Source organism: Pseudomonas sp. ME-P-057 (assembly GCF_030208975.1).
In the GTDB taxonomy this organism is placed as follows: Bacteria; Pseudomonadota; Gammaproteobacteria; order Pseudomonadales; family Pseudomonadaceae; genus Aquipseudomonas; species Aquipseudomonas lutea.
Genome location: NZ_JARVSX010000030.1, coordinates 22,797 through 34,869, shown reverse-complemented (window position 1 = coordinate 34,869; position 12,073 = coordinate 22,797). Strand labels below are relative to the sequence as shown.

Here is a 12,073-nt window from a genome sequence, read left to right as displayed (position 1 = left end):
ACACCATGGCAGAAACGGCGGCCGCCGAACTCGCCGCTGAAGGTTTTTCCAGAATCGCATTGGGCGTGGAATACAAAGGCTCACGCTACAGCGGTTGGCAGCGGCAGCTGACCGGCGTGATGACGGTTCAGGAAACGCTGGAAAATGCCCTGTCGAAAGTCGCTGACTCGCCGGTTTCGCTCATGTGTGCCGGCCGCACCGATGCGGGTGTGCATGCCTGCGGCCAGGTGGTGCATTTCGACACCCGGGCCGAGCGCAGCATGAAGGCCTGGACCATGGGTGCGAACATCAATCTGCCCCATGACATCAGTGTGACCTGGGCCCAGGTCATGCCCGCGCATTTTCACGCGCGGTTTAAAGCCATCGCCCGCCGCTACCGCTACGTGATTTACAACGACCAGATCCGCCCGGCTCATCTGGGGCAGGAAATCACCTGGAACCACCGTCCGCTGGATGCCGACCGGATGGCGCTGGCCGCCGAGTACCTGGTGGGCACCCATGACTTCAGCGCATTCCGTGCCGGGCAGTGCCAGGCCAAGTCGCCGATCAAGCAGCTTCATCATTTGCGCGTCACACGGCACGGCAAAATGATCGTCATTGATGTTCGCGCCAATGCCTTCCTGCACCACATGGTGCGCAACATCGCAGGCGTGCTCATGACCATCGGTGCGGGTGAGCGGCCTATCGAGTGGGCGCGTGAAGTATTGGAGAGCAGGGTGCGACGGACCGGCGGCGTGACAGCTCATCCTTTCGGGTTGTATCTGGTGCAGGTCGAATACCGCGACGAGTTTCCGTTACCGGATCGCTATATCGGGCCGCATTTTCTCACCGGCTTCACGGAACTGGACGGCTGACGCAGCTGACTGCATTTGCTACCATCCGTGACTTTCGCAAGGCCTGAGGTCTCAGTACATGTCAGCCGTTCGCAGCAAGATCTGCGGGATTACCTGCATAGAAGATGCGCTGGCCGCCGTTGACGCGGGAGCCGACGCCATCGGGCTGGTGTTTTATCCACCCAGCCCACGTTTCGTTTCGGTGGAGCAGGCCCAGGCGATAGTCGCCGCGCTGCCGCCTTTCGTCAGCACCGTCGGCCTGTTCGTCAACGCCGAGCGCGCCGAATTGAATGCGCTGCTTGACGCGATCCCCCTCGACCTTATCCAGTTTCATGGCGATGAAACCCCGGAGCAGTGCGAAGGCTACAGTCGTCCTTACATCAAGGCGCTGCGCGTTCAGGCTGGCGACGACATCGCGGCGAGCTGTGATGCTTATGCCAACGCTTGCGGAATCCTGCTCGACACCTATGTCGCGGGTATTCCGGGCGGGACCGGGGAGACCTTTGACTGGGCGCTGATCCCCAAACGCCTCAGCAAGCCGGTCATTCTCGCGGGTGGTCTGACCTCGGCGAACGTCTCTCAGGCCATCGCCCAGGTCCGTCCCTATGCGGTGGATGTCAGCGGCGGGGTCGAGCAATCCAGGGGTCTGAAAGATCACGACAAGATCCGCGCATTCATGAGTGCCGTACACGGCGCCTAGGCGATGGCTGCATCGGTCCGCCCGTAATGTGACGGCGGCCCGCCGGTCGCCGTCCACTAGCCTGCCATTCGCTCGTAGGAATGGCCGAATTGAGCAAACGAAGACGCGCTGCGTCTCGTATGAAATTAAGAGGGGTGTAGGCGAGGGTTGTACTGGCAGGTCAGGCTTGGCGCCGACCGTCATACCGCCTTCGCGACGCCTTACCTGACATTGGTTTTAGGGCATGCGCATGGCACCGACTGCCATCGCGTTCGAGCCATCGGTACTGGAGAAAGAAAGCATGAGCAACTGGTTGGTAGACAAACTGATCCCTTCGATCATGCGCTCCGAGGTCAAGAAGAGCTCGGTGCCTGAAGGTTTGTGGCACAAGTGCCCGTCCTGCGAGGCGGTGCTGTACCGCCCCGAACTGGAAAAGACCCTGGACGTCTGCCCTAAGTGCAATCACCACATGCGTATCGGTGCCCGTGCCCGTCTGAATATCTTTCTGGACGCAGAGGGTCGCGAGGAGATCGGCGTTGATCTCGAGCCGGTTGACCGACTCAAGTTCCGCGACGGCAAGAAGTACAAGGATCGCCTCGTGGCGGCCCAGAAGCAGACCGGCGAAAAAGACGCGCTGATTTCCATGAGCGGCACCCTGCTGGGCATGCCGGTGGTGTGCAGCGCGTTCGAGTTCTCCTTCATGGGCGGCTCGATGGGCGCCGTGGTAGGGGAGCGTTTCGTTCAGGCTGCCAACTACGCCCTGGAAAACCGCTGCCCGATGATTTGCTTCGCGGCATCCGGTGGTGCACGCATGCAGGAAGCGCTGATCTCGCTGATGCAAATGGCCAAGACTTCGGCCGTTCTAGCGCGTCTTCGTGAAGAAGGGCTGCCGTTCATCTCCGTGCTGACCGACCCGGTCTATGGCGGCGTTTCCGCCAGTCTTGCGATGCTGGGCGATATCATCGTTGCCGAGCCCAAGGCGCTGATCGGTTTCGCCGGTCCTCGCGTGATCGAGCAGACCGTGCGCGAAAAACTGCCCGAAGGCTTCCAGCGCAGCGAATTCCTGCTCGACCACGGCGCTATCGACATGATCATCCATCGCCAGGAGCTGCGTCAGCGGCTGGGCAATGTGCTGGCACAAATGATGGGCCTGCCGACGCCTACATTCGTCGCGCCAAAGCTTGAGCCGATCGTCGTGCCGCCTGCACCGGCGAACCTATGACCGCACGCTCTCTGGGCGAGTGGCTTACCTATCTGGAGCAGCTGCATCCGTCCGCCATCGACATGGGGCTGGACCGTTCGCAGCAGGTTGCGGCGCAGATGGGCCTGACCCGGCCGGCGCCGCAAGTGATCACGGTGACCGGCACCAACGGCAAGGGTTCAACGTGTGCCTTCATGGCGTCGTTGTTGCGCGCCCAGGGCCTGAAGGTGGGCGTTTACAGCTCCCCGCATTTGCTGCGCTACAACGAGCGCGTGCAGGTGCAGGGTGTCGAAGCCACTGACGACCAGCTGTGTGCCGCGTTCGAGGCGGTCGAGTGCGGTCGTGGCGATATTTCCCTGACGTACTTCGAGATGGGCACGCTGGCAGCCTTCTGGCTGTTCGAACAAGCGAAGCTTGACGCGGTGGTGCTCGAAGTCGGGCTTGGCGGACGGCTTGATGCGGTCAACCTGATCGACGCCGACATGGCGCTGGTGACCAGCATTGGTGTAGACCACGCCGATTGGCTGGGCAACACCCGCGAGAGCGTGGCGTTCGAGAAGGCTGGCATATTCCGCGAAGGGCGTCCGGCGCTGTGCGGTGATCTTGACCCTCCGCAGCCATTGCTCGACAAAGCGCAGGCGCTCAATTGCCCGCTCTCGCTACGGGGTCGCGACTTTGATCTACAGATCGGAGCAACGGCCTGGAACTGGTCGGGCACCGATGCGAACGGTCAGAGCGTCGAGCTGCGCGCGCTGCCGCTGCTTGACCTGCCGATGCAAAATGCCGCCCTGGCGCTGCAGGCTTATTTGCTGCTGGGTTTGCCATGGGAGGAGGGCACCCTTCGCACTGCACTGACCGACATCCGGGTCACCGGGCGCCTGGACCGTCGCAGTTTCGAGTGGCAGGGCAAGCCGTTGAATGTCTTGCTGGATGTCGGCCATAACCCCCACGCAGCAGCCTTTCTTGCCCAGCGCCTGCAGCAAAGACCCGTCCCCGGCAAACGGCTGGCGGTGTTCGGTCTGCTCAACGACAAGGACCTCGAAGGCGTGCTGCATCAACTTGGCAAGACCTTCGACAGTTGGGCCGTGGCGCCACTGCCGACGCCTCGCAGCCGGCCAGCAGAAGAGATCGAACAGGCATTGCAGAACCTTGGCGCTCGCGTGACGTCTCACCCGAGTATCGCGCTGGCCCTTGAGGCCCAGTGCGCTCACGCAACAGCCGACGATGAAATTGTTCTGTTCGGGTCTTTTTACTGCGTAGCCGAGGCCCTGGAATGGCTTGCTGGCGCGTCACGGAGGAAGTGACACATGGCATTGCTGGATAAAGCGTACAAACAGCGGATGGTCGGGGCGCTGGTGCTGATTGCCATCGCGGTGATTTTCCTGCCGATGCTGTTTTCGCGTCAGGACGAAGCACGTCGCGTGCAGGTCGACGCGCCCGCTGCGCCACAAGCACCGGCCCCTACGCAGCTCAAGGTCGAGCCGGTCAGCGTGCCTGAACAACAGCCGCTGCCGCAGGAACCTGTGCCATCGGACGAGGAATTGACGCAACCTGTCCAGCCCGCCCGTCCTGCTCAGCCAGTTCAGCAGCGCACCAGTCAGCAACCGCCTGCGATGCCCATTGCGCCCGCGCCTTCCAAACCTGTGGCTGCCGCGCCGAAACCGGCTCAGACCGCGCCCGCCAAACCTGCTCCGGCGCCGAGCTCTGCACCTGTCCAGGCACCAGCCGCGCCGGCGGCTGACACCAGCCGGGTCGATGCGAACGGGTTGTCGGTCACCTGGTCGGTGCAACTGGCGAGCCTGTCAAACCGTGCGAACGCCGATAACCTGCAGAAGACACTGCGCACGCAGGGCTACAACGCGTACATTCGCACCTCCGATGGCGTGAATCGAGTGTTCGTGGGGCCGGTGATCGAGCGCGCGGAAGCTGACCGCCTGCGCGACACGCTGGAAAAACAGCAGAAGATCAAAGGCATCGTTGTGCGCTTCCAGCCAGAGCGTAAGTAGGCGTCATCCCGACCGACGCCTTCCCGGCTAAAGCCGGTCCCACATTGAACGACGCCTTCCCGGCTTAAGCCGGTCCCACATTGAACGACGCCTTCCCGGCTAAAGCCGGTCCCGCCGGGTGAACTCAACCGCCCTTCTGGGACCGGTTTAAGCTCACAGAGTGTAATTACCGCCTTTGTGGGACCGGCTTTAGCCGGGAAGAGGCCAGTCCGGGCGCCCTCTAATTCAAGGGCGGATGGGCCGCGACCTTCACCAAAGTCCAATAGTTCGCCTTAATTGCTCACCATCGGCAATCGCTGCTTACCGGCAGGCGAGTGCTCTGCTAAAATGCGCCGCCTCATCAGTCTGTAGGCTGCGACGTGTCATTTACTCCGGTTGACTGGGCGATCATTGCAATTGTCGCCATCTCCGCTCTGATCAGTCTCAAGCGCGGCTTCGTCAAAGAAGCACTGTCCTTGCTGACATGGATCATTGCAGGTGCCGTCGCCTGGATGTTTGGCGGATCGCTGGCCCAGTATCTGGTCAATTACATCGAAGCACCTTCGGCTCGCGTGATTGCGGGCTGCACCATTCTTTTCGTCGCCACGCTGCTGGTTGGCGCCATGGTCAACTTTCTGATTGGAGAACTGATTCGCGTCACCGGGCTGTCCGGGACCGATCGTTTTCTAGGCATGGTGTTCGGCGCTGCGCGCGGCGCCCTGCTGGTTGTCGTTGCGGTCGGGCTGTTGAGCCTGGGCCCGGTGCAACAGGATCAATGGTGGCAGCAGTCCAGGCTGCTCCCGCAATTTGTCATGGTCGCTGACTGGTCGAAAAACCTGATTCTCGGGATGTCCAGCAAGTGGCTAGCCAGCGGAGTCAGCGTACCTGTTGACATCCCGTTCAAGGATCACCTCCTGCCGCCTACAACGCCGCCGGAAGTGTTCGGTAAATCCAGTTCCACTAAGTAGGGGTTGTGTCGCATGTGTGGCATCGTCGGTATCGTCGGCAAGTCGAACGTCAATCAGGCGCTTTATGACGCGCTCACCGTCCTCCAGCACCGCGGCCAGGACGCTGCCGGTATCGTGACCAGCCATGACGGCAAGTTGTTCCTGCGCAAGGACAACGGTCTGGTTCGTGATGTGTTCCACCAGCGCCATATGCAACGGCTGGTCGGACACATGGGCATTGGTCACGTTCGTTATCCAACAGCGGGCAGCTCGACTTCGGCCGAAGCCCAGCCGTTCTACGTCAACTCGCCTTACGGCATCACCCTGGCGCACAACGGCAACCTGACCAACGTCGAGCAACTGGCCAAGGAAATCTTCGAGTCAGACCTGCGCCACGTCAACACCAACTCCGACTCTGAAGTCCTGCTCAACGTGTTTGCTCACGAGCTGGCGGTGCGCGGCAAACTTCAGCCGACCGAGGAAGACATCTTCGCTGCCGTCGCTGACGTTCATAAGCGCTGCCGCGGCGGTTACGCGGTTGTGGCGATGATCACCGGCTACGGCATTGTCGGTTTCCGCGACCCTGACGCCATTCGCCCGATCGTCTTCGGTCAGCGTCACACCGACGAAGGCGTCGAGTACATGATCGCGTCCGAGAGCGTCTCCCTCGACGTGCTTGGGTTTACGCTGATTCGTGACCTCGCACCGGGCGAAGCGGTGTACATCACCGAAGACGGCAAGCTGCACACCCGTCAGTGCGCGGCCAACCCCAAATATGCGCCGTGCATCTTCGAACACGTTTATCTGGCGCGTCCGGATTCAATCATCGACGGCATCTCGGTCTACAAGGCGCGTTTGCGCATGGGCGAGAAGCTTGCCGACAAGATCCTACGCGAGCGTCCCGATCACGACATCGACGTGGTTATCCCGATCCCGGACACCAGCCGTACGGCAGCGCTGGAGCTGGCGAACCACCTGGGCGTCAAGTTCCGCGAAGGCTTCGTCAAAAACCGCTACATCGGCCGTACCTTCATCATGCCCGGTCAGGCCGCGCGGAAAAAATCCGTTCGCCAGAAGCTCAATGCAATCGAGCTGGAATTCCGCGGCAAGAACGTGATGCTTGTGGACGACTCCATCGTCCGCGGGACCACGTGCAAGCAGATCATCCAGATGGCCCGTGAAGCCGGCGCCAAAAATGTGTACTTCTGTTCGGCGGCCCCGGCCGTGCGCTTCCCCAACGTCTACGGCATCGACATGCCGAGTGCCCACGAGCTGATCGCTCACAACCGTTCCACCCAGGACGTGGCCGACCTCATCGGTGCCGACTGGCTGGTCTATCAGGAGCTCAATGACCTGATCGAGGCGGTGAGCGGCAGCAAAAAGATCAAGATCGATAATTTTGACTGTTCGGTCTTTGACGGCAAGTACGTGACCGGTGACATCGACCAGCATTACCTGAACAGGATCGAGCAGGCGCGCAATGACGCCTCCAAGGTCAAGACTCAGGCTGTTAGCGCGATCATCGATCTGTACAACAACTAATCCAGACAAGGAGCAGGCGGCATGACTCAGGAATGGGATGCCGGGCGACTGGACAGCGATCTGGAGGGCGTCGGTTTCGACACCCTCGCAGTTCGTGCCGGTCAGCACCGCACGCCGGAACGCGAACACAGCGATCCACTGTTTTTCACGTCGAGCTACGTGTTCCGCACGGCCGCAGAAGCAGCAGCGACGTTTGCAGGAGAGATCCCCGGCAACGTTTATTCCCGCTACACCAACCCCACGGTTGCCTCGTTCGAAGAGCGCATGGCAGCGCTGGAAGGTGGCGAACAGGCCGTGGCGACCTCAACCGGCATGTCGGCCATTCTCGCCACGGTGATGAGTTTCTGCAGCGCCGGTGATCATGTACTGGTGTCCAAAAGCGTCTTCGGTTCAACCATCAGCCTGTTTGAGAAGTACTTCAAGCGCTTCGGTGTCGAGGTCGACTACGTGCCGCTTGCCGAACTGTCAGGGTGGGAAGCGGCGATCAAGCCGAACACCAAACTGTTGTTTGTTGAATCGCCTTCCAATCCGTTGGCGGAACTGGTGGATATCAGCGCTCTGGCGCAGATCGCCCACGCCAGAGGCGCGCTGCTCGTCGTCGATAACTGCTTCTGCACCCCGGCGCTGCAGCAGCCGCTGCGCATGGGGGCGGACGTGATCGTGCACTCGGCAACCAAGTTCATCGATGGCCAGGGTCGCGCCATGGGTGGTGTGGTGGTCGGGCGTAGCGAACTGATGAAAGAAGTCGTCGGTTTTCTGCGCACGGCGGGCCCGAGCCTGAGCCCGTTCAATGCGTGGCTATTCCTCAAGGGTCTGGAAACGCTCAACATCCGCATGCGTGCCCACTGCCAGAGTGCGCTTGAGCTCGCGCAGTGGCTCGAACAGCAGGACGGCATCGAGAAGGTGCATTACTCCGGTCTGCAGAGCCACCCGCAGCATGCGCTGGCCAAGCGTCAGCAAAAGGCTTTCGGCGCCGTGGTGAGTTTTGAGGTCAGGGGCGGCAAGGAGGGTGCATGGCGCTTTATCGACGCCACACGGCTGATTTCGATCACCGCGAACCTGGGTGATACCAAAACCACCATCACCCATCCGAGCACCACGTCTCACGGTCGTTTATCGCCACAAGAGCGCGAGGCGGCCGGTATTCGTGACAGCCTGATCCGGGTTGCGGTCGGTCTGGAAGACGTCGCTGATCTGCAGGCCGATCTGGCGCGCGGTCTGGCTGCGTTGTGATGCCAGCAACGCGTTGGCGGCACGACAGCCACGTTGGGTAAACAAGCGAGCCTCAAGGCTCGCTTTTTTGTTCACGCTGTCCAGCTTCACTTCACCGGGAAAAACCGCCCTCCTGAAAAAAACTTCAAGCAGGCTATTGACTTAGGTTCATCACCTGCGTAAATTTCGCGGCCTCAGCGAAGCAAGGGTGATTAGCTCAGCCGGGAGAGCATCTGCCTTACAAGCAGAGGGTCGGCGGTTCGATCCCGTCATCACCCACCATCGTTGAGTGTTTCAAAGCAGCATTAAACGCTGAAGGTTACTGAGATTCAGCAGGACGAAAGTCCACGCAATGCGCAGCGGTAGTTCAGTCGGTTAGAATACCGGCCTGTCACGCCGGGGGTCGCGGGTTCGAGTCCCGTCCGCTGCGCCATATTTTCCGAATCGGGTTCTCCCGGTTTGAGATTGAAAGCCACGGTTTTCGGTCAGTGTTTCACGAGGCAGGCCCAAGGGTCGGTTTCAACAGCGTTAAGCAGATGCAAGTCTGTGCGACAAGCAGCGGTAGTTCAGTCGGTTAGAATACCGGCCTGTCACGCCGGGGGTCGCGGGTTCGAGTCCCGTCCGCTGCGCCATACATCGCTTCGAGGCCCTTGAACTCCTTGAAGCAACAGAGAAAGCGATCCCCGGATCGCTTTTTTTGTGTCTGCGATTTGATGAAACGTCGGCTGTCTCGCCGGATGCTGCAGAGCCCGGCGATAAATGCCATGATCGCCGGCTGTTGAAGCGGCGCTGTGCGGTGCCTGATTTCGAATTTGGAGAGCTGAACATGGGCATGAATCAAACCATCACTGTCATCCCGCCGGGCGTACCGCTGACGGGGCATGTGTCGCCACCCGGTTCGAAGTCCATCACTAACCGCGCGCTGCTGCTGGCGGCGCTGGCCAAGGGCACCAGTCACCTGCGCGGCGCGCTGAAAAGCGATGACACGCGGCACATGTCCAACGCGCTGCGGCAGATGGGTGTGACCATCGATGAGCCAGACGACACCAGCTTTGTGGTTACCAGCAGTGGGCATCTCCAGGCGCCGCCAGACGGGCTGTTTCTGGGCAACGCCGGGACAGCGGTGCGGTTCCTGACGGCGGCGGTGTGCACGGTCGATGGCCGCGTGACCCTGGACGGTGATCACTACATGCAGAAGCGTCCCATCGGCCCTTTGCTGGAGGCGTTGCGCAAAGGCGGCCTGAGCGCGGAAAGCGTCACAGGCTGTCCTCCGGTGATCATCCACGGCACTGGCGCTATCACGGCAACGCGCTTCGAGATCGACGGCGGGCTGTCGAGCCAGTATGTCTCCGCACTGTTGATGGTGGCGGCCTGCGGCGATGGGCCGATCGAGGTCGCACTGACCGGTAAAGACATTGGCGCGCGCGGCTACGTTGATCTGACCATCGCCTGCATGCGCGCTTTTGGCGCCGAGGTCGAGGTGCTGGACGACGCGTCGTGGCGTGTATCTCCCACGGGTTACACCGCCTGCGATTACCAGATCGAGCCGGACGCATCCGCTGCTACCTACCTGTGGGCCGCCGAAGCGCTGACCGCGGGCAAGATAGACCTGGGCGTGGCGGGGGAGGCCTTTACTCAGCCAGACGCCCAGGCCATGGACGTCATCGCGCAATTCCCGAAGATGCCCGCAGTGATCAATGGCTCCCAGATGCAGGACGCGATACCGACGCTCGCAGTGCTTGCTGCCTTCAACGAGACGCCCGTTCGCTTTGTCGATCTGGCCAATCTGCGGGTCAAGGAGTGCGACCGTGTTCAGGCCTTGCACGATGGCTTGAACCAGGTCCGGCCCGGGCTTGCCTCGGTGGAAGGGGATGATTTGCTGGTAGCGTCCGATCCTGGCTTGGCCGGCACCAACAGCCACGCCTTGATCGACACTCACTCCGACCATCGCATTGCCATGTGTTTCGCGCTGGCCGGTCTGAAGGTGGCAGGCGTGCGTATTCAGGACCCCGAGTGCGTCGCAAAAACCTACCCCGGCTACTGGCGTGCGCTGGAATTCCTGGGTGTGAAAACGGTGCGTGGCGAGGTCTGAGTTCAACCGCTCTCACGGGGCCGAGTCGACCACGTATCGTCCGCTGACGTTGTGCAAGGACCTTTTCGGACGATGGGGTGGCCTGATTACCGATGTGGCTGTTTGATCGAGAGGCCTGTTCACGCCCGCCCCGTGGGTTTTCACCGTCCCGATGTATCCACACGGTTGCAAACTCTGCGTTGATCCCATGCCAGCCTTGTTGCAGACTTACCGGCGTTTTCTTCGGTCCACTTCCAGTTGACCATTTGCCCCAGGATGTTTGATGCCTAAATTACTGAGCTTTCCTACCGCGTGCTGGGTATTGGCCCTGCTGGTTGTCGCAGGCTGCTCGTCAAAGAAGCCGGCCATCTATGAGCATGAGAACTTTGACGATGCGGGCACTTTTTCTCGCACCTATCCGGTGTCCGATGCTGCGACCTGTGAAGCGGCCCGTCGGGCACTGCTGAGTCAGGGCTACATCATCACCAGCAGCGATCCCAAAGTCATCAGCGGCCACAAAAGCTTTCAACAAACCGGCGAAACCCACATGGAGATCAGCTTCAACGTGGTCTGTGCGCCGGACGGCAGTGCCGACAGCCGGACCACGATGTTTGCCAACGCCTTGCAGGATCGCTACGCGCTGAAGAAGGTCAACAACTCGGCGAGCCTGGGGGTCGGTGTGCTGGGTTCGGTGTCGATGCCGATTGGTTCGACAGATGACTCAATGGTGAAGGTCGCCAGCGAGACCGTAGCGTCTTCCAAGTTTTACGATCGCTTCTTCGGGCTGGTGGAAAATTTCCTGCCCCCTGAGGTGAAGAAGGCGGCGCACATCGAGGAAAAGCCCAAGACTGACCTCGGCATGCCCGAGCCTGTACCCGGTAAACCTGCCGCGCTGACTGAGCAGAAGCCTGCGGCTGCACCGGCACCGGCACCGGCACCTGCCGCGCCAACCACGCCATCGCCGGCCCCGTTGGCCACGCCAGCAACCCAGCCTGCGCCCGCTGCCGAGCAAAGTAGCGAACCGATGCCTGCGCCGGCTGAACCGGAGCCGTTGAAGGCCGAAACGGCAGCCCCTGTCGAAACGCCAGCCGCCACGACGCCCGCACCGCAAACGCCGGCCGAGCCAAGCGGCTCGCCAGCGGTTGAACCAACGCCGGCCCAGTGAGCCATTAGCAGGAATTACCTGTAAGGTCAGACGCCGCGCCTCAGCGCACTGATCAAGATCCGTTGGGGCGAGTAAGCTTGCCCTGCGAATTTGGGGGGGCAGGCGATTTCAATGGCGCTGGAAGATTGCATTCGCCAGCAAGCCGGCTCCTACGGATCGCGTACCCCTGCCAATACGTCATTCGCCGCAGATCCCGTGTACGCGCGTGTACCGCGTCGATGCGTCATTCGCCGCAGATCCCTTGTGGGAGCGCGCTTGCCCGCGATGCGGTGTGTCAGACAACGATGATGCCGCTGGAAGACTGCATTCGCCAGCAAGCCGGCTCCTACGGACGTCATTTCCCACCGATACATCATCTGCCGCAGATCCCCTGTAGGAGCGCGCTTGCCCGCGAAGGCGTTGGGTCAGGCGATGTTAAGGGGGCGGGCAGATTATGTT

The 12,073-nt window shown here is 61.1% G+C and carries 9 protein-coding genes, 3 tRNA genes and 1 pseudogene; all 13 read left to right on the top strand.

Annotated elements, in window-relative coordinates; translation table 11 throughout:
* Positions 1 to 5: 5 nt before the first annotated feature.
* The 13 genes and pseudogenes from truA (at position 6) to QRN48_RS15655 (ending at position 11,635) form a co-directional block, all read left to right on the top strand.
* Complete coding sequence (truA, locus tag QRN48_RS15715) at positions 6 to 854, top strand: tRNA pseudouridine(38-40) synthase TruA (protein ID WP_285351640.1); 849 nt, start codon at positions 6 to 8, stop codon at positions 852 to 854.
* Between the two features lie 58 nt (positions 855 to 912).
* Entirely contained in the window at positions 913 to 1,533 is a 621-nt protein-coding gene (locus QRN48_RS15710) for a phosphoribosylanthranilate isomerase (RefSeq protein WP_285351605.1), read from the top strand.
* A 280-nt stretch (positions 1,534 to 1,813) separates the two neighbouring features.
* A complete protein-coding gene (gene accD / locus QRN48_RS15705; protein WP_037013154.1) occupies positions 1,814 to 2,734 on the top strand; it encodes an acetyl-CoA carboxylase, carboxyltransferase subunit beta in 921 nt (306 codons plus the stop codon).
* Positions 2,731 to 4,037 (top strand): annotated as a pseudogene (folC, locus tag QRN48_RS15700) (bifunctional tetrahydrofolate synthase/dihydrofolate synthase). The gene accD and the pseudogene folC overlap by 4 nt, the downstream one beginning before the upstream one ends.
* A complete protein-coding gene (locus QRN48_RS15695) occupies positions 4,021 to 4,719 on the top strand; it encodes an SPOR domain-containing protein (RefSeq protein ID WP_285351603.1) in 699 nt (232 codons plus the stop codon). The pseudogene folC and the gene QRN48_RS15695 overlap by 17 nt, the downstream one beginning before the upstream one ends.
* A gap of 359 nt (positions 4,720 to 5,078) precedes the next feature.
* Positions 5,079 to 5,666, top strand: coding sequence for a CvpA family protein (locus QRN48_RS15690; protein ID WP_037011737.1), 588 nt, complete (start codon positions 5,079 to 5,081; stop codon positions 5,664 to 5,666).
* A gap of 12 nt (positions 5,667 to 5,678) precedes the next feature.
* On the top strand, positions 5,679 to 7,187 hold the full coding sequence (gene purF / locus QRN48_RS15685; protein ID WP_191945337.1) for an amidophosphoribosyltransferase: 1,509 nt from the start codon (positions 5,679 to 5,681) through the stop codon (positions 7,185 to 7,187).
* 21 nt (positions 7,188 to 7,208) lie between these two features.
* Entirely contained in the window at positions 7,209 to 8,420 is a 1,212-nt protein-coding gene (locus tag QRN48_RS15680; protein ID WP_285351600.1) for an O-succinylhomoserine sulfhydrylase, read from the top strand.
* Positions 8,421 to 8,605: 185 nt separating this feature from the next.
* Positions 8,606 to 8,681 (top strand) — tRNA-Val (locus tag QRN48_RS15675).
* A 74-nt stretch (positions 8,682 to 8,755) separates the two neighbouring features.
* Positions 8,756 to 8,832, top strand: a tRNA-Asp gene (locus QRN48_RS15670).
* 122 nt (positions 8,833 to 8,954) lie between these two features.
* Positions 8,955 to 9,031 (top strand) — tRNA-Asp (locus QRN48_RS15665).
* A gap of 194 nt (positions 9,032 to 9,225) precedes the next feature.
* Positions 9,226 to 10,491, top strand: coding sequence for a 3-phosphoshikimate 1-carboxyvinyltransferase (locus QRN48_RS15660; RefSeq protein WP_285351599.1), 1,266 nt, complete (start codon positions 9,226 to 9,228; stop codon positions 10,489 to 10,491).
* 262 nt (positions 10,492 to 10,753) lie between these two features.
* The gene (locus tag QRN48_RS15655; RefSeq protein WP_191945340.1) at positions 10,754 to 11,635 is read left to right on the top strand and encodes a DUF2242 domain-containing protein; all 882 of its coding nucleotides are present in this window, start codon (positions 10,754 to 10,756) and stop codon (positions 11,633 to 11,635) included.
* Positions 11,636 to 12,073: the final 438 nt, after the last annotated feature.